The organism is Streptomyces sp. CRCS-T-1 (assembly GCF_024442335.1).
In the GTDB taxonomy this organism is placed as follows: Bacteria; Actinomycetota; Actinomycetes; order Streptomycetales; family Streptomycetaceae; genus Streptomyces; species Streptomyces koelreuteriae.
In genome coordinates, this window is the sequence record NZ_CP101651.1 from 7474511 (window position 1) to 7492945 (window position 18435).

Here is an 18435-nt window from a genome sequence, read left to right on the forward strand (position 1 = left end):
CCAGCGGGCGCCCCGGGGGTCGTACCGCCCTCACAAGGCCTCACAAGGCCTCACAAAGGAGGAAGCCCCATCCGCGTCCGGTGCGCGTCCCGCAGCAGGCTCGCGGGGCTGACGGCCGACGCGCCGGCGTCCAGGACGATCTCGCTGCCCGTCAGCATCGCCCCGTCCGGTGAGGCGACGAAGGCGACCGTGTTCGCGATCTGTTCGGGCTCGCACAACAGCCTCAGGGGATTGCTCTGACGCAGCCGTTCCAGATCGCGCTCGCCGTCCAGCCGGGACTCGGTGGCCGGCGTCCGGACCCATCCGGGGGAGACGGTGGCGAAGTGAATGCCGTACTGGCCGTAGTCGACGGCGAGTTGGCGGGTGAGTGCGGCGATGGCGCCCTTGGACGCCGCGTAGGCGGGAAGACCCGGTGCGGCCGTCCGGTGCAGGACGGAGCCGACCGTGATCACGGCACCGGTTCCCGCCGTCATCATGGCGGGCAGGACCTCGCGTACGTACAGGAAGACCGATGACAGATTGACTGTCATGACGGAGTTCCACTCCTCCAGGCTGGTTCGGTGCAGCGGCCGGCCCTCGGTGATGCCGACACAGTTGACCAGGACGTCCACGGCGCCGCTCGCCGCCTGCGCCACGCGTACCGCCGAGACCACCTCCGCGGCGTCGGTCACGTTCGCGCGTCGATAGGTGACACCCGGAAGTTCGGGGTCCGTGATGTCGACGCCCACGACGCGGAAGCCGTCGGCGACGAAGCGAGCGGCGATGGCGCGGCCGATACCTCCGGCCGCTCCGGTGATCAAGGCGGTACGGGTCATGGGCGGTGCCTCACAGGTAGCTGTCCGTGTCCCCGGGCAGGGCGAGGAGGGTTGAAGTCGGAGGGGAAGAGTATACGATCTACGAAACTCCCTCAATCGTGCCTCGGAGGCATCCGTGCGACCACACGACTTCCTTTTCGCCCTGCAGACCCAACGGGTCATGGCCATCGTCCGCGGGGCGGACCCCGAGGCGGCGCTCGCCACGGTCCTGACCCTCGCCCGGACCGGGATTCCGCTCATCGAGGTGTCATTGAGCGGCACGGACGCGGTGTGGGTGATCGAACAGGCCCGCAGTGTCCTCGGGCCGGAGGCGCTCCTGGGGGCGGGCACCGTGGTGACATCCGAGGACGCCTGGCGGGCGGCCAAGGCGGGCGCGGGGTACGTGGTCACACCCGGCCTCAGTGACGCCGTCGGCACGTCGCGCGCACTCGGACTGCCCGTCCTCGCGGGCGCGGTGACACCCACGGAGGTCGCGGCCGCGCTCGCGCAGGACGCCACCGCGGTGAAGCTCTTCCCGGCCGGGGCGGTCGGCGGGGTGGAGCTGCTGCGCGCGCTCCGGGCGCCCTTCCCCGACGTTCCGTTCGTGCCCGTCGGGGGCGTCGACGTCGTCCGAGCACGCGAGTACCTGGAAGCGGGCGCCGTCGCGGTCGGTGTCGGCTCCCCGCTCGTGGGGCGAGCCGCCGACGGCGATTCCAGCGGACTCGCCGGACGGGTGCGCGCCTTCCGTGCCCTGACCGGGGTGGTGGCATGACCGACGTACTGACCTTCGGAGAAGCGCTGGTCACGCTGCGCGCCGACCGGCCGATCCGCAGCGGCGGAGCGCTGCACATGTCCGTCGCCGGAGCCGAGGTGAATGTCGCGATAGGCCTCGCCCGCCTCGGCCACCGTGCGCGCTGGGTGGGATGCACGAGCCGTGACGAGTTCGGAGCGCTCGTGCTGCGCACGTTGCGCGCCGAGAACGTCGACGTGGCGAACGTGGAGCAGGCCGAAGGGCCCACCGGGCTGGCCGTCTTCGAATCCCGCATCGCGGATGTCACCCGCGTGTCGTACCACCGGTCCGGGTCCGCCGGTTCGCGGCTGACTCCCCGGCACCTCAAGGCACCCCTGCGCGAGGGGGCCAGGGTCGTGCACATGACCGGCATCACCGCGGCCCTGGGCCACGGACCTCTACGGGCCGTGCGCACAGCTGTGTCGGCCGTGCGGGCGAGCGGAGCCACGCTCTGCCTGGACGTGAACTATCGCGCCAAGCTCTGGTCCCGGGAGACGGCCACCGCCGCACTGCGCCCGCTCGCGGCGCAGGCCGACATCCTGGTGGCGTCCGACGACGAACTAGCCCTGGCCGCGCCGGGCGGCACCGTGACCGAGGCGCAGCAGGTGGAGGCCCTTCTGGCGTGCGGTGTCCGGGAGATCGTCGTCAAGCGGGGGGCCGAAGGCGCCGAAGTCTTCAACGCCTCGGGTGCCGTTGCCCGCCCCGCCCTCGACGTGCCCGTGGAGGACACGGTGGGGGCCGGGGACGCCTTCGTGGCCGGCTATCTCTCGGCCCTCCTGGACGGCGAGCCCATCGACCGGCGCCTCGAACGCGCTGTGACCCTGGGCGCGTTCGCGGTCGCCTCCCGAGGAGACTGGGAAGGGCTTCCCGTGCGGGAAGAGCTCGGGCTGGTGCACGCCGTTCCGGGCAGCACGCTCCGATGAGGGCGGCAAGGGTCGCCAGGCGGTGGCGGCCCTGTGTCGCGGACCGGTATCAACTCGCCGAAGGCGCCCGATGGTTCGACGGCCGGCTGTTCTTCGTCGACCTTCTCCGCGGCGACCTGTACAGCTGCCGGGAGAGCTCCGGTGGCAGGCCGGAGCAAGTCCTCGGTCTCGGTGTGCCGCTGGGGGCGGTGGCGCCTGCCGCCGTCGGGCGAAGGCGGGGCTGGATCGTCGCGGCCGGCGTCGGCATCGCGCTGACCGACGGCCGCGGCGCACCGGAGTGGCTGGCGCGGCCCGGCGACAGAGCCGACCGGGCCATGCGGATGAACGACGGAGTCTGCGATCCGGCGGGCCGGTTCTGGGCCGGCAGCATGGAGGTCCACGCCGCACGGGACGCGGGCTCGCTCTACCGCACTGATCCCGACGGCACGGTCCACGAGGTGCTCGACCGTCTCACCGTCCCCAACGGGCCTGCCTTCACCGCGGACGGACGGCTCATGTACCTGGCCGACAGCGCCCGCGGCACCATCACGCGCTATGCGGCGGACCCTGTCACGGGTGCGCTGGGCCCGCCCGAGCCGTTCGCCGAATTCACGCTCGCTGAGGGCCGTCCCGACGGCATGACGGTCGACGATCACGGCAACCTGTGGGTGGCGCTCTGGGGCGGGGGACGCGTCCTGTGTCTGGGGCCGGACGGGAGGCGTCTACGCACCGTGCGCCTGCCCACGCCCCACGTCAGCAGCATCGCCTTCGGCGGCGGCCGGATGTATGTGACGACGGCTCTGCATCGTCTGGAGAGGCCGGGGTTGCTCGACGGTGCCGTGCTCGCCAGCGCGACCGCCGTGACGGCGCCACCGGCGCTGCCGTTCGGGGCGACGCGGCCGGCTCATGCCCCGGCCGAGCCGTAGAGCCCCGCCGGTCACAAGCTGAAAAATTTCCCGCCGCACCTCTGGACGTTATTTCGTATACGGAATACCTTCAGCCTTCGCTGGATGTTCTTCCTGGCGTCCGGTCTTCCTCTCTAGGCGGTGTACGTCCCCATGAGCACGTTCTCGACCCCCAGATCCCCGGCGGTGAGCCGGCCGGAGCCCGCCGGCCGGCGGCGCACGATGGTCGCCAGCACAGTCGGCACGGTGATGGAGTGGTACGACTTCAATCTCTACGGCCTGGCCTCGGCGCTGGTCTTCGGCCCGCTGTTCTTCGGGTCGTCGTCGACCGGCGCGACCCTCGCCTCCTTCGCCACCTTCGCGGTGGGCTTCGCGGCCCGCCCCGTCGGCGGCATCGTCTTCGGCCACATCGGCGACCGGGTCGGCCGCAAGTACGTCCTGCTGGTCACGATGCTGGTCATGGGCCTGTCGACGGCGCTGGTCGGCATGCTGCCCACACACGCGATGATCGGCGTCGGGGCCCCGATCCTGCTGATCGTCCTGCGCATCGCCCAAGGCATCGCGGTCGGCGGCGAGTTCGCCGGGGCGACTCTGCTGACCGTGGAGAACGCCCCACCGGGGCGGCGCGGCCTGTACGGAGCGATCCCCGCGATGGGCACCGGAGCGGGCTTCGTCCTGGCCAGCGCCGTCTTCGGCCTGATCTCCCTGCTTCCCGAGGACGCCTTCCTCCAATGGGGCTGGCGCATCCCGTTCCTGCTGAGCTTCGGCCTGGTGATCTTCGGTGTGTGGGCCCGCCGCGGTATCGAGGAGACGCCCGTCTTCGCCGAGTTGGAGGAGCAGGACGACAAGGTCCGCTTCCCGCTGCTGCACACCCTGCGTACCCAGCCCGGCGCGGTCGTACGGACCATGGGGATCACCGTCTCCGGGTTCGTGTGGGGCTACCTGATCCAGGCGTTCACACTCGCCTACGCCACCAGCACGCTGGACATCCCGAAGTCCACACTGCTGTGGGCCATCGCCCTCGCCGCGACCCTGGAGATCGGGGCGATCCCACTGTGGGGGCTGGTCTCCGACAAGATCGGCCGGCGGAAGACGGTCGCCCTCGGCCTGCTCGCCACCGCCGCGTTCGTCCATCCCTTCTTCCAGCTCCTGGAGACCCGCAGCACTCCGCTGGTCTTCCTCGCCTACGTCATCGCGATGCCGATCTGCAAGGACATGGTCTTCGGGCCCCAGGCCGCCCTGGTGGCCGAGCAGTTCGACGCCAAGGTCCGCTTCAGCGGTGTGAGCACCGGCCGTGAGATCGGTGGCGCGCTCTTCGGCGGCACCGCTCCCTTCATCGGCACCGCCCTGCACGCCTCGACGGGCTCGACCGCCCCGGTCGCCCTGTACGTCGTCGCCGGCTGCGTCGTCACCCTCGTCGCGGTCTTCACCGGGCGCGAGACCGCCCGCGACTGACCGGCACCCGCACCGACGCCGGGCGGCCGCCCACCCGCCCGGCGGCACGATCCACTGGAGAAACCACCTCATGTCCTCGCACCCCGTGCGCATCGCCAAGATCGAGGCCCTGGCCCTGTCCGCCAGCTTCGACGAGCTCTACGACTCACCGGACGACGTGCCCGACTGGCTGCGCTACCCGGCCTCCAGCCACCTCGTCCTGCCACGGCGCGGCCAGTACGCCACGCTGGTCAAGGTCCATGCCGAGGACGGCACGGTCGGCATCGGCGAGTGCTACGGGCTCCCTTCCCCCCAGGTCACCGCGACCGTCGTCACCACCGTCCTCGCACCGCTCCTCATCGGCCAGGACGCCCTCGCGACCACCGCGGTCTGGGAGCGCCTCTACCAGGGCCAGGCGGCCGGCGGACACAACCGCGGCTTCTACCTGGAGGCCCTGGCCGGGATCGACCTCGCCCTGTGGGACCTGCGGGGCAAGCTCGCCGGTGTCCCCGTGCACCGCCTCCTCGGCGGCCCGGTCCGGGAGCGGATCGACTGCTACGCCAGCCCGGTCGCCCTGCACGCCGACCCCGCCGACTCGGCCCGCCAGGCCCTCGGATTCGTCGAGGAAGGATTCAAGGCCCTCAAGGTCAAGATCGGCCGCGGTGAGCGCACGGACCGCGCCCATCTCACCGCCGTCCGCGAAGCGGTGGGCGAGGACATCGACATCCTCACCGACGTGAACTGCGCGTACGACCTCGACCAGGCCACCCGCGTCGGCGGCGTCCTGCGCGACCTCGGCATCTCCTGGTACGAGGAGCCCCTCCAGGTCGACGACCTGGCCAACCTCGGCGAGCTGCGCCGCCGTACCGGCCTCACGATCGTCAACGGCGAGACGCACTTCACCCGCTTCGACCTGCGCGACTCGCTGCTGAACCGGGCCATCGACGTCTTCATGCCGAACGTCGCCCGTTGCGGCGGCTTCACGGAGGCCACCCGGCTCGCCGCCCTCGCCTCGGCGTTCCACGTCGACATCGCCCCGCACGGCGTCGGTTCGGGAGTGAGCCTGTGCGCGGCGCTGCAGCTCTGCGCGGCCACCCCGAACCTGCGCACCTACGAGTACAACCGCCTGCCCAACCCGATCCGCGAGCGCATCCTCACCGACCCGCCCGAGTTCAGGGACGGCGCGCTGACGGTCCCCCAAGCTCCCGGCCTGGGCGCCGAGATCGACGACGACGTCGTCGACCGCTACACAATCGCCCGGTTCTGACCCACCGCCGGGTCAGCGGCGTCCGGCCACGGGACGGCCGGGCGCCGCAGCGAAGTACTTCCTCCATCCGCCTCTCAGACACCTGGCTTTCAAAGGAGATCGCACAGTGTCCACACACCGAAGCCGCCCGAGCCGCAGGAAGATCATCGGCGGAATCGCCGCAGCGGGAGCCGTCGCCGCGGTCAGCCCCTTCGCCGGGGCCTTCAGCGCCCAGGCAGCCGCCTCCGGCAGCTATGTCATCCGGTACGACAAGAAGCGTCAGCAGACGATCCTGGGTCTCGGGTTCGAGATCCAGTCCGACTCCATCGGCTCCAAGAACGACGGGCTGCCGAAGGCCGTCAGCGCTGTACCGTACGACCTCACGCAGTCCGAGCGAACCCGGTTCTACCGGCAGATGCTCAAGGCGGGGCGTTCGGACCGCGGCTTCCGCTACTGCCGCCTCGCGATGGGCCTCTACTACCGGGGCCTCGACGACTCACGCCGCCATATGCGCGGGCGCTACCCCGAACAGGACGAGCTGCTCGCGGACATGATCAAGCAGGCCGGCATCGAGGGCACCTCCGTCGAGTACTGGTCCCCGGCACCGGCCTTCAAGAGCAACAAGTCCTACCTCGGAGGAGGCAGGCTCGCCTCCTTCGCCCGCAAAGACCTCGACGCGCTGGGCGACGCCATGGTGGCCGACCTGGATCACCTCACCGGCAACGGCATCCCGGTGTCCATGTGGGGACTGCAGAACGAACCCCGCCACAACAACATCCAGAATTATTCGCACTGCCACTACAACGCCGACCAGTACCTGGCCGCCTTCAAGGCCGTGGCGCCCAAGGTCCGCGCCAAGTACCCGGATGTCATGATCATGGCGGACAGCATCGACGGCTGGTCCGGAGCCATCGGGAAGAAGCTCTCCAAGGACCCCGACGCCATGTCCCACATCGATGCCTGGACGTACCACCGCATCGGTACCGACAGCAACGAGCAGATGACCAGGAACTTCCGGTCGGGTGCCGCCGGAAAGCCGGTCTTCAACAACGAGTTCGAGTACCTGGACTTCAAGACCTCGGACTGGCGCTGCATCAACACCGCCCAGTCGATCATGAACTGGATGGTCTTCCAGGACGCGCCCACCTGGTTCTGGCTCCACGCCCTCAAGCCCATCGGCAACGGCGAAGGGGCCGGCTACTCCCTCGGCTTCTGGCGCCCGCCGTCCGACAAGGACTTCTCCCGCTACCCGGACCTGAAGCCGGGTCACTGGACCTGGAACCCGCAGAACTGGAACGCCGTCGCGGGCTTCGTGAAGTACATGCCGTGGGACTCCGTGCGCTACATGGTCGACGAGTCGAAGCGACTGTCGGACCAGCGGATCATGGCCTGGAAGACGCCTTCCGGCAAGGAGGTGTTCGCGATCACCAACCGCTCCGAGACCGAGTCGTTCACCTACACCGTGGACACCCAGACCTCCGCGTCGTTCGAGGGGCACCGCTACGGCCCGAAGACGAACGACCAGCGGATCGGCTCCAAGAAGGGCCCCAAGCTGACGCTCACCGTTCCGCCGCTCTCGATCGAGTTCTGGGTTCGCGGCGCCTGATCCCTCGCCTCCTCTCGTCCACATTGGAGAACGCACCATGGCACGACCCCGATGTCGTTGGCTCACAGCCGTGTCCCTGGCGTCCGTATCCGCGATCACCGCCTCGGCCTGTTCTCCCTCCTCCGGTGGCTCCACCGGGTCGGCGGGTGACGGCAAGGGAACGGTCGAGTTCTGGTCCATGCCCTACTGGATCGGCCAGGACGACAAGGTCAAGGAACTCGTCGACGACTTCAACGCGTCGCAGAGCGATGTGAAGGTCAACCTGACCCAGCTCGAGTGGAAGGACGGCCGCGAGAAGATCAAGCAGGCGATCGCCGCCGGCAAGGGCCCTGATGTGTGGCTCATGAACAACGGCCTCGAACTCGACTACCTCAAGGCCCGGTCCCTCGCCCCGCTCGACAAGCTCGGCTACACCGCCGCCGACACCGCGCGGTTCAGCGACCTCGTCGAGGTCAACGAGTACGAGAACAAGCTGTACGGCGCCCCGCTCTACTTCGACGCCGGCGTCATGCTCTACCGCACCGACGTTCTCAGGAAGTACGGCTACGAGAAGCCTCCCGCCACCTGGGAGGAGCTCAAGCGGACCGCCTCGGCGATCACCGAGAAGTCCGCAGCGGACGGCGGCAAGATCAGTGGCTGGCAGTTCAAGGGCATGGACGACCACGTCAACGCCATCAACTCCACCTGGGAGAGCTTCCTCTGCCAGGCCGGCGGCAGCCTGACCTCGCCGGACCACAAGAAGTCGACGCAGCACACCGAAGCCGGCAAGACCACGATGAACTACATGCGCTCCTTCTACCAGGACAAGACGTCCCCGGTGGGAACCAGCGCGCTCAACGGGTTCATCGACGGCAAGGTCGCGATGTTCTCCTTCTTCCAGTCCGTCATCGCCAACGTCGAGGCCGGCGGGGACAAGACCGAGGGCAAGTGGGCCGTCGCCCCCATGCCCAAGGGCCCCGAGAGCGGTTGCTCCATGGTCGGCGGCCACAGCCTCGTCGCCAACGCCCAGGGGCAGGACCTCAAGGCCGCCGGCACCTTCATGAAGTGGCTCGCCTCGCCCGAACGCAGTGTCCGGTACATGGACTTCCACGCGATCTTCCCGTACGACCCCGCCAAGATCGATCCATCCGTCAAGGCGACGTACGACAAGAAGATCGCCGGTGATCCGAGCTGGAAGCCCATCCTGGAACAGGCGAGCCGCAACTCGCCCGACCTGGTCCTCCAGGACCGGCACGGCTGGGCCACACGGTGGGAGGCCCAGAAGTCCGCGATCGTGGCCGGAGTGAACGGCCAGCTGCCGGTGGACGAGGCACTGAAGAGCGTCGACGGCGAAGTCGGCAAGGCACTGGACGCGGAGCAGTAGAAACGATGCACACCGCGACCGAGCTTTCGCCGAAGCTCACCTCGGACCGTGCGGGCGGCCACCCCGACCGCCCGCACGGCCCCGGGCGCCGCCGGCGCAGGCCCACCGGGGCGCTGGCAGGCTGGCTCTCCGTGGCCCCCGCCCTGCTGGTCATCCTCGGCTTCACCTTCTATCCCATGGTCCAGTCGATGCTGCTGAGCACCGACCGGTGGAACATGCTCGGCCCGAAGCAGTTCGTCGGCGCCGAGAACTACGCCACGATCCTCGGGCCGGGCACCTTCCGCGAGAGCCTCCTCAACACGCTGGTGTTCACCCTCCTCACCCTGGTGGGCACCTACGTCCTGGCCCTGGCCACCGCGATGGCCGCCAACCGTGAACTCGCCTCCGCCCGGATCGTGCGCACCATCACCGTCCTGCCGGCCGTCATCCCCATGGTGGTGGCGGGCCTGATCTGGAAGTGGCTCTACGAACCGGACCACGGACTGATCAACACCCTCATCGGCCTCGCCGGCGTGGACGGAGCGCGCTGGCTGTTCGACAACGACCTCGCTCTGCCGGCCGTGGCGCTGGTCAGCGTCTGGAAGGACTTCGGCATCTACGCGTTGATCCTCCTCGGCGGGCTCCAGCGCATCCCCGCCGAGCTGTACGAAGCGGCCACCATCGACCGCGCGGGGCCCTGGCGGCAGTTCCGCTCGATCACCCTGCCCATGCTCCGCCCCGCCGCGGCGGCGGTCTTCCTGCTCCTCGTCTTCAACTCCTTCAAGGTCTTCGACCAGGTGTGGGTGATGACGGAGGGCGGGCCGGGCACCTCGACGCTGACCGTCGTCACGTTCATCTACACCAAGCTGCTCACCGACGTGGGTGTCGCCTCGGCGGCCTCGGTGGTGCTGTTCGTGATCCTGCTGCTCATCACGGTGATCCGGCTGCGTCTGACCTCCCGGGAGGAGTCATGACACGTCGTCCGGCCGAGGGGCTCCCCAGAGCCCTGTGGCTCTGCCTCATCAGCGTCTTCGCGGGACTGCCCGTCCTGTGGATGGTGCTGACATCACTCCAGCCCATGGAGGAACTCCTCGGCACCAGCGCGCGGCTCGTCCCGGCCTCGGTGAGCCTCGACGCGTACCGCGAGGTCATCACGAGGTTCCCGTTCTGGGAGTGGTTCGGCAACTCGTTCCTCGTCGCGGCCGCGGTCGTCGCGGGCAACCTCGTCTTCGACACGCTCGCCGCCTACGGGCTGAGCCGGATCAGGTTCCGCGGCAGACAGGTCGTCCTCACCCTGATCCTCGCCACGCTGATGATCCCGACCCAGGTCATCCTGGTGCCGCTCTACCTGATGATGCGCGACCTCGGCTGGATCGACACCTACTGGGCGCTCATCATCCCGTTCCTCGCGAGCCCGGCCGGCATCTTCCTGCTCCGCCAGCACTTCGTCACCCTGCCGATGCAGCTGGACGAGGCCGCGGCGATGGACGGCGCCGGCCGGTTGCGCACGCTGTGGAGCGTGCTGCTGCCGAGTTCATGGGCCGCGCTGGGGACGGTCGCGGTGCTCAAGTTCATGTGGACATGGGGAGAGTTCGCCTGGCCCAGCCTGGTCACCAACAACGAGCTGATGCGGACCCTTCCGGTCGGACTGGCCCGCTTCCAGAACCAGTTCGCGCCTCGCTGGGACCTGCTGATGGCCGGGTCGGTCATGGCGGCCGTCCCCGTCGTGCTGGGCTTCGTGCTCCTGCAGCGCCTCTTCGTCCGAGGACTGACCGGCGGCGCAGTGAAGGAGTGAGTAAGGAAGCGGCCGACGGCCAGGTACAGGGATCCCGCCGGGGCCCGGCTAGCCGGATATCGGATACGATGGACGGATGGTGGAAAAGGCCTGGGTCGGGCGACTGCCCGCAGTGAAGAGCAAAGCCGATCTCGTCTACGACAGTCTGCGAGCGGCCATCGCCGAGGGGCAGCTGCGCCCGGGCGAGCGCGTCAACATGGACGAGCTCGCCCGGGACTTCGGCGTGAGCAAGATCCCTGTCCGCGAGGCGGTCAAGCGGCTGGAATCGGAAGGACTGCTCGTCGCCCGAGTCCATGCCGGCGTGACGGTCGCCGAGGTCGATGTCACCGAGATGAGGGGCGTCTTCCTCGCACGTGAGGCCATCGACGTCCTGGTGGCCCGCCTCGCGGCCGAGAGCGCCGACGACAAGTTGCTGACGAGGCTCGAGGAGACTCAGCAGGCCATGCGCGCGGCGCTGGACGAAGCCGCCCTCGACCGTCTGCCGGAACTCAACACGGACTTCCACCAGGCGCTCGCCGGAGCGACCGGATACCGCATCTTCGGTGAACTGACCGAGCAGCTACTCATGACCATCCGGCGCTATCGCATCGTCGCGCCGACCGACCCGGTCAACTGGCGTGCCGTGATCGAGGAACACGACACCATCATCGAGGCCTTGCGCACCGGCGACCCCGCCGCCGCGGCCGAAGCGGCGCGCGCCCACACCGTGTCGCAGGCGCGCCACGAGGTGGAGAGCGACTGAGGGAGTCCGGGTACTCCCGAACGCGCCGATCCCCGGGGACGTGGAGTCCCCGGGGACATGTGTCGTGTCGTGGCACCGAGCCCGTCGGGCGGGCCGATCGGGCCCGTCGAACGGGCCGGACCGAACCGGATCAGTGGGGCAGCCCGACGGCCCGTTCGCCGCTCCGGCGCTGCTGGATGACGACGGCCACCACCAGCAGAGCGCCCTGGGCGACGTTCTGCCAGAAGGAGTTGATGCCCTCCACGGTCAGGCCGTTCTCCAGGCAGCCGAGCAGCGCGACGGCGAGGAGCGTGCCGCCGATTCCGCCCTTGCCGCCCTTGAGGGCGCAGCCGCCGAGAGCCGCCGCGGTGATCGCCTTGAGTTCCAGGCCCTCGCTGCCGGAGACGGGCTGGCCGGAGCCGGTGCGGGCGGTCAGCAGAACGCCGGCGACCGCGCACACCACGCCGATGAGGGCGTAGACGAAGACCAGGTACTTGTTGATGCCGATGCCGGCGAGGCGGGCGGCGGTGTCGTTGCCGCCGATGGCATACAGGTTGCGGCCGATGTCGGTGTACTTGAGCAGCAGATGGACCGCGAGGGCGGTGACGACCAGGATCCAGACCATCACCGGCAGCCCGGCGATCTTGCCGCGGCCCAGGAAGACGAAGACATCGTCGTTGAGGACGTAGCCCTGGGCCCGCCCGTCGGACAGCAGCTGCGCGAGGCCCTTGTAGGCGGCGAGTCCGGCGAGCGTCGCGATGGTGGGGTTGACCCGGCCGTAGACGATGACGACGCCGTTGAGCAGACCCACCAGCAGGCCGACGCCGATCGCGGCCAGCACGCCGACGAACGCGTGGGAGCCGGAGGTGGTGAAGACCATGGCGCTGACGACGGAGGCCACGCCGACCTGGGAGCCCACCGAGATGTCCAGCCCGCCACAGATGATCACGACGGTCTGCACGATGGCGAGCAGACCCGTGATGGTGGCGGCCTCCGCGATCACCTGCATGTTGGACAGGCTCAGGTAGTTGTCGTTGAGGAGGCCGAACAGGACGAGGACGAACACCAGGGCGCCGATGAGGCTGACGTTCTGTCCACCGAGGCCCGCGAACCGCTTCGGCCGCGGGGGCACTGGGGTTTCCGTGTCCTTGATGTGCGGGGAGGTGCCGGTGATGCTCATGAGGATGCTCCAGAGGCGTCGGCGCCGACGATGTCGTCCGCCATCGCGAGGGCGAGTATGGATTCTTCGGTGGCTTCGTCGCGGTCGAGTTCGCCGGTGATCCGGCCCGACTGCATCACGACGACGCGGTCGGCGAGACCGAGGAGTTCGGGCAGCTCGGATGAGATGACCAGCAGAGCCACGCCCTCCCTCGCCAGGTCGGCGATGATCCGGTAGATCTCCGCCTTCGCGCCGACGTCGATGCCGCGCGTGGGCTCGTCGAGGATCAGCACCTTCGGCTTACGGGCCAGCCATCGCGCCAGCACGACCTTCTGCTGATTGCCTCCGGACAGCTTGCGCACCTCGTGCTCGATCGAGGGGGTGCGCACCCGCAGCCGGTCCACGTACTGCTGCGCCAGTCGCCGCTCCGCACCCCGCCGCACGAAGCGGAATCGGCGCAGCCGGTCCAGGACCACCGTGGAGGTGTTGTCGCGGATCGAGCGGTGCAGGAACAGAGCCTGCGCCTTGCGCTCCTCCGGGGCCAGCCCGAGACCCGCCCGGACGGCCTCGCCTGGCCTGCCCGGCCGCAGATGCCGGCCGTCCAGGGTGACGACACCGCTGTGGACGGGCAGGTCACCGGCGAGGGCCAGGGCCAGCTCCGACCGTCCCGCCCCGATGAGTCCGGCCAGCCCGACCACCTCGCCGGCGTGCACCCGGAGGTCGATGCCGGTGACGTCGTCGGTGGTGACCCCCTGGACGTCCAGGACCAGGCGGCCGGGGGAGACGCGCTCGCGGGAGAACATCGTGGTCAGGTCGCGGCCGACCATGAGGCGTACGAGTTCGCCCTCGTCGGTGGCGTGGGCGTCCTGGACGCCGGCGAGAGCGCCGTCGCGCAGTACGGCGATCCGGTCGGCGAGCTGGAAGATCTCCTGCATCCGATGGGACACGTACACGACCGCGATGCCCTGGTCCCGCAGCCGGCGGATCAGTGCGAAGAGCGCCTCGACCTCGTGCTCGGACAGCGAGGAGGTCGGCTCGTCGAAGGCGATCAGCCGCGCCTGCGTGTCTCCCGTCAACGCACGCATGATCTCGACGAGTTGACGCTGGGCCGGAGTGAGCTCGGAGCCCAGCAGCCCGGGGTCGAGGACGCCGGCGAACCCGAGCCGCTCCAGGTCCGCCTCGACCCGGCGGAGCAGTTCGGCCCGGTCGAACCACCGTCCGCGCCGACGGGGCAGCGAGCCGGCGTAGACGTTCTCGGCGACCGAGATGTGCGGGATGATCTCCGGCTCCTGCGGGATGATCCGGATGCCCGCGGCGCGGGCATCGGCGGGGGAGCCCAGTTCGACGCGCTCGCCGTCCACGACGACCCGGCCCTCGGTCGGTTGATGGTCACCGGTGAGGATCTTCAGCAGGGTGGACTTCCCGGCGCCGTTCTCGCCCATCAAGGCGGTGACCCGGCCGCCGGGGAAGTCGAGCGAGACGCCGCCCAGCGCTTGGACGGCGCCGAACCGCTTGACCACCCCGGCCACGCCGACGGAGCCCGCCGGGGACGGGGCCGCGGCAGGACCGTCGACGAGGCTCGGGCGGTTGTTCGGATCAGGTGCTCTGGTCATGTGTCGGTTCACCTCGAAGCCGTCGTGCGGTGGGCAAGGGGACCCCGGCCGGTTCGCTGGGGGAAGAGGCCGGCCGGGGCCCGGAGGGCCGGTGGTCGCAGTGGTGACCACCGGCCGGCACAGGGGGTCAGCCGCAGGTGAGTCCGGCCTTCTTCCAGCTCGTGGAGTCGACCATGGTGGTGGGGGCGAAGGCCTCGAGCGGGAAGTCCATGCCGTTCTTGAGCTTGTCGTACATGGTCTGGACGGCGAGCGCGCCGACGTCCTTGCCGTTGATGAACAGCGCGGCCTTCATGCCCGTCGGCTTGTCCGACTGCCACTCCTTGCAGGCCAGATATGCGCCGAGCCCGACGCCGACGACGTGGGCGGGCTTGACGCCCGCGTTCTGCAGCGCCGTCACCCCGCCCATGACGTTCTCGTCGTTGCAGCCCCAGACGACCCAGTTCTTGACGCTCGGGTTGGCGGTGACGGTGGCCGCGATCTTGTCCTGCGCGCCGGTCGGGGTGTTGTCGGTGGCGACGTCGATGTTCCTGACGCCCGGCACGGCTGCCTCGAATGCCTTCTTGGCCCCGGCGACACGGTCGCCGCATACGGTGACGTCCTGCTTCCAGGCGGAGATGACGCGAGTCTCGGCCGCATTCCAGCCGGCCTTCTCGAACTCGGCCGCCGCACGCCGGCCGACCTCCTTGCCCATCTGGGAGCCGCTGAAGCCGACCCGGGGCACGAGGTCGCCCTTGGCGCAGGCGGCCGGGTCCGGGCCGGTGGTGCAGATCTGGTCGTCCGAGGTCAGCAGGGCGATCCTCGCGTCCCTGGCGGTCTGGACGACCTGGGGGCCGACGGCCGGGTCCGGCACGACGACGATGACGCCGTTGGTCTTCTGGGCGATGGCCGACTGGACCTCGCTGACCGTCTTGTTGGCGTCGTTGCCGAGGTTCACGACCTTGAGATCGATACCGAGTTCGGCGGCTTTCGCCTTGGCGCCGGCGGCCTCGCCGACGAAGTACTCCTGATCTCCCTGCTTCTGAAGGTACGTCAAGGTGATCTTGCCGTCGGCCTTGGCGACGGTGTCGTTCTTGGCCTCCTCCTTGCCGGAGGAACAAGCGGTCGTCGTCAGGCCCAGCGTGAGTAACAGGCTTGCGGCCACGGGGGCATGGCGGTGGGACAGGGGCATGATGGAGGGCTCCTTGGATACGCACACCCGATCCGCCGGGCAGGCGGAAACGAAACACGGGTGGGAAGAGGCCGCGAGGGCGCCCGTCGTGGTGGTCGGTGACACGACGAGCGAACGATCTGGCGAAGCGGGCTGCCCGCTTCTGGGCCAAAGTCAACAGATTCGAACGCGGCGTGGATATGACATCCCTGAAGCTCCGTCATGTCAAGACCCCTGGTCGCTTTGCTTCCGCGGCAGCTCTCCGGCGAGGTGAACGGACCGGGGATCTGGCCGAGTTCAGGGGATTGACGTCCGCTCTACCGCACTCTACGTTCCATTCTGTTTGTTAATGGTTGGTCGTGTGTACGGTTTCTCGAACACATTCCGTCGCCGACGCCTCCCACACCCTCGCGCATGCATGCCGCTGGGCTCTCGCCTCAGCCTGGCTTCCGTCCTCATGCCCCGGTGGTCGCCGCTGCCATCGACTTCGCGAAACCGATGAAGGGACCTTCATGACCCACAGACGTGAACTCGTCATCGCCGCCACGGCACTGGCCATGACGGCCGGCCTCGTCACGGCGACCGCCGGCCCGGCCTCGGCGTCGGCGCGGAACAGTTGGACCTCCGTCCAGCCCGGCGCGGGGCCCACCGGCTGTCGAGGCGTTCGAGCGACCGTCGAGCTCGACGGAAGCGGGAATCCGTCCTTGAGGGCTTCATGGAACTGCAAGCAGGTCTTGCGTCCGGCGCCGATCGGTCTGGTGACCGACGACACCGACTTCGGTTCCGGCCTGGACTTCGTCAGCCGCGCGGACAAGAAGATCACGCAGACGTACCGGACCACCGTCGGCAACTCCCGGGTCCGCAAGCGCACCGCCACCGAGACGCGCCTGGTCTTCGCCAAGGGCGGGGAGCGGATCACCGTGACCGTGCGCACCTCCGCGGACGGTGTGGCGTTGCGCTACGAGGTGCCCTCCGGGGCGACCGTTCTGCGCGAGGCCACCTCCTTCGAACTCCCCGCCGACGCGCAGCTCAGCCACGACACGTTCTCATCCGCCCACGAAGCGCTCTATCGCACGTCAGCCGTGTCCGCTGTGCCGACCGGCGAGTACGGGATGAGCATGTTCGGCAGCCTGGCCAACGGTGCCCGGGTCCTGCTCTCCGAGTCCGGTGTCGACGGCGGTTACTCCGGCGGGCGCTTCACTCACGAACGGGGAACCGGCCGATTCACCGTGAAGCTCGCCGATGCTCGGGTCGTGCGGGAATCCGCGTTCGCCACACCGTGGCGGGTCGCGGCGATCGGGAGCACCGAGACCGTCGTGGAATCGACGCTGGAGGACGACGTCGCCCCTTCGTCCAAGGTCAGCGACACCTCGTGGATCAAGCCGGGCGTCGCGGCCTGGCCCTGGTTCGACGGCAAGCACGCGACGCAGCGCGACCTCGCCAAGCTCAAGGGCTGGGCCGACTACGCCTCGACGCAAGGCTGGTCCTACCTGCTGGTCGACGACGGATGGAAGGGCGTCACCTGGATGCCCGAACTGGTCGAGTACGCCAAGGCCCGTGGTGTGCGCATCATGCTCTGGTACCACTGGAAGGACCTCGACACGGAGTCCGAGCGTCGGGCCGAGTTCTCCAGGATCGGCGACTGGGGTGTCGCCGGCGTGAAGATGGACTTCATGGGATCGGAGTCCCAGGAGCGCCACCGCTGGTACGACGAGGCGTTGGCGGACGCGGCCGAAGCCGAGCTGGTGGTCGACCTGCACGGGTCCCGGCTGCCGGTCGGCGTGCACCGGACATGGCCGCATGTGCTCACCACCGAGGCCGTGCGCGGCGAGGAGTACAACACCGGCCGCACCATCGGGCACGTCACCGCGGTTCCGTTCACCCGGGGCGCGCTCGGATCGGCCGACTACTCGCCGATGAGCTTCCAGCGAGCCAACCCGAACAGCGACGGCGCGGAACTCGCCCTGGGCGTGCTCTACGAGAGCGGTCTGATGCTGCCCGGGAGCAGGGTCTCCGACTATCGGGCACGGCCCGAGGCTCAGCGCTGGCTGCGACAACTGCCCACCGTCTGGGACGAGACCGCATTCGTCCAGGGCGACCCGGTGGGTGGCGCGGTCATCGCTCGCCGTGCGGGGGACCGCTGGTTCGTGGGTGCCATCACGGGTGGGGGCGCCGGCACCCTCACGTATCCGACCGCGTTCCTCGGCGGTGGGCGCTGGCACGCCGAGATCACCACGGACGGTCCCGACGGTCTCGTGCGCTCGAGCAGGATCATCCGGGCCGGTGACTCCCTGGAAGTCCCGGTTGTGGCCCGGGGCGGCCATGCGGTCAAGCTCACGAAGGTGGCCGCGTCGCCGAGCGGCTACCGCACCTTCACGCCTGTCGGCGGCGACGACGTGATGGCCGTCGAGGGCGGTGCGGCCGGATGCGGCGCGCGCATCGTCCGGGCCCCGGGGGACGGCAGCGCGGGCCGCCGGTTCCGGCTCGCACCGGTGGGCGACGGCCATGTGCGGGTCGTCAGCGAAGGCAGCGGTGAGGACGTGGTCGTCCAGGGAGCCTCACGCGATGCCGGCGCCAAGGTCGTCCAGTGCGAGTACGCGCAGGGTCCCAAGACCAACGACGAGTGGCTGGCGGAGGACGCCGGCAGGGGACGCGTCCGCTTCGTCAACCGGTACAGCGGGCTCTACCTGACGAGTGGCTCCAGCCGGGGTGACCAGTTCACCCAGCGGCCGTTCGACGGCTCCGACCGGCAGATGTTCAGGCTGTCCTGAGGGATGGTGGCGGGTAGATCGTATATCCGATATCGTAGTTGGACTGGGTCGGTCGGGCCCGGTCCTTCACTGACCCTCCGCAGCCCCAAGGAGCAGCGCATGCCTCAGTCCGAGCAACGCGGCGTGCGTCGCGGATTGTTGCTCCGGCGCGCCGTTCCTGATGGGCCGGCGATCGAGGCGGATCTCCTGCCCGGCCTCTCCGTCGCCGCC

Annotated in this window: 15 protein-coding genes; 11 read left to right on the top strand and 4 right to left on the bottom strand. The window is 69.4% G+C overall.

From position 1 onward, the window contains the following. Window positions 1–50: 50 nt before the first annotated feature. Window positions 51–815 (bottom strand): SDR family NAD(P)-dependent oxidoreductase, encoded by a 765-nt coding sequence (locus tag NNW99_RS33955; protein WP_215122970.1) that lies wholly within the window; start codon window positions 813–815, stop codon window positions 51–53. 115 nt (window positions 816–930) lie between these two features. Here NNW99_RS33955 and NNW99_RS33960 point away from each other — a divergent pair, with 115 nt between their 5' ends. From NNW99_RS33960 to NNW99_RS34005, 10 genes are all read left to right on the top strand, one after another. Further along, window positions 931–1566 carry a bifunctional 4-hydroxy-2-oxoglutarate aldolase/2-dehydro-3-deoxy-phosphogluconate aldolase gene (locus tag NNW99_RS33960; protein ID WP_255961316.1) on the top strand — a complete coding sequence of 212 codons (636 nt, stop codon included), beginning with the start codon at window positions 931–933 and terminating at the stop codon, window positions 1564–1566. Beyond that, entirely contained in the window at window positions 1563–2507 is a 945-nt protein-coding gene (locus tag NNW99_RS33965) for a sugar kinase (protein WP_215122971.1), read from the top strand. The genes NNW99_RS33960 and NNW99_RS33965 overlap by 4 nt, the downstream gene beginning before the upstream one ends. After that, window positions 2504–3412 carry an SMP-30/gluconolactonase/LRE family protein gene (locus tag NNW99_RS33970; RefSeq protein ID WP_215122972.1) on the top strand — a complete coding sequence of 303 codons (909 nt, stop codon included), beginning with the start codon at window positions 2504–2506 and terminating at the stop codon, window positions 3410–3412. Before NNW99_RS33965 ends, NNW99_RS33970 begins: the two co-directional genes overlap by 4 nt. Window positions 3413–3613: 201 nt before the next feature. Further along, entirely contained in the window at window positions 3614–4846 is a 1233-nt protein-coding gene (locus tag NNW99_RS33975; RefSeq protein WP_215122973.1) for an MFS transporter, read from the top strand. 70 nt (window positions 4847–4916) lie between these two features. Continuing rightward, entirely contained in the window at window positions 4917–6092 is a 1176-nt protein-coding gene (locus NNW99_RS33980; RefSeq protein WP_215122974.1) for a mandelate racemase/muconate lactonizing enzyme family protein, read from the top strand. Between the two features lie 106 nt (window positions 6093–6198). Next, on the top strand, window positions 6199–7677 hold the full coding sequence (locus tag NNW99_RS33985; protein ID WP_215122975.1) for a hypothetical protein: 1479 nt from the start codon (window positions 6199–6201) through the stop codon (window positions 7675–7677). Between the two features lie 70 nt (window positions 7678–7747). Then, window positions 7748–9040 carry an ABC transporter substrate-binding protein gene (locus tag NNW99_RS33990; protein WP_215122976.1) on the top strand — a complete coding sequence of 431 codons (1293 nt, stop codon included), beginning with the start codon at window positions 7748–7750 and terminating at the stop codon, window positions 9038–9040. Window positions 9041–9045: 5 nt separating this feature from the next. Continuing rightward, entirely contained in the window at window positions 9046–9993 is a 948-nt protein-coding gene (locus NNW99_RS33995) for a carbohydrate ABC transporter permease (RefSeq protein WP_215122977.1), read from the top strand. Continuing rightward, window positions 9990–10814 (top strand): carbohydrate ABC transporter permease, encoded by an 825-nt coding sequence (locus NNW99_RS34000; RefSeq protein WP_215122978.1) that lies wholly within the window; start codon window positions 9990–9992, stop codon window positions 10812–10814. The genes NNW99_RS33995 and NNW99_RS34000 overlap by 4 nt, the downstream gene beginning before the upstream one ends. 76 nt (window positions 10815–10890) lie before the next feature. Further along, on the top strand, window positions 10891–11556 hold the full coding sequence (locus NNW99_RS34005; protein ID WP_215122980.1) for a GntR family transcriptional regulator: 666 nt from the start codon (window positions 10891–10893) through the stop codon (window positions 11554–11556). Between the two features lie 130 nt (window positions 11557–11686). Here the strand turns inward: NNW99_RS34005 and NNW99_RS34010 are convergent, their stop codons facing one another. The 3 genes from NNW99_RS34010 to NNW99_RS34020 form a co-directional block, all read right to left on the bottom strand. After that, the gene (locus NNW99_RS34010) at window positions 11687–12715 is read right to left on the bottom strand and encodes an ABC transporter permease (RefSeq protein ID WP_215122982.1); all 1029 of its coding nucleotides are present in this window, start codon (window positions 12713–12715) and stop codon (window positions 11687–11689) included. Then, window positions 12712–14307: a sugar ABC transporter ATP-binding protein gene (locus tag NNW99_RS34015; RefSeq protein ID WP_215122983.1), complete on the bottom strand. Its 1596-nt coding sequence runs from the start codon at window positions 14305–14307 to the stop codon at window positions 12712–12714. Before NNW99_RS34015 ends, NNW99_RS34010 begins: the two co-directional genes overlap by 4 nt. Before the next feature lie 127 nt (window positions 14308–14434). Next, window positions 14435–15475: a substrate-binding domain-containing protein gene (locus NNW99_RS34020; RefSeq protein ID WP_215122984.1), complete on the bottom strand. Its 1041-nt coding sequence runs from the start codon at window positions 15473–15475 to the stop codon at window positions 14435–14437. Between the two features lie 491 nt (window positions 15476–15966). Here NNW99_RS34020 and NNW99_RS34025 point away from each other — a divergent pair, with 491 nt between their 5' ends. Beyond that, window positions 15967–18225 carry a glycoside hydrolase family 97 protein gene (locus NNW99_RS34025; protein WP_215122985.1) on the top strand — a complete coding sequence of 753 codons (2259 nt, stop codon included), beginning with the start codon at window positions 15967–15969 and terminating at the stop codon, window positions 18223–18225. Window positions 18226–18435 lie beyond the last annotated feature (210 nt).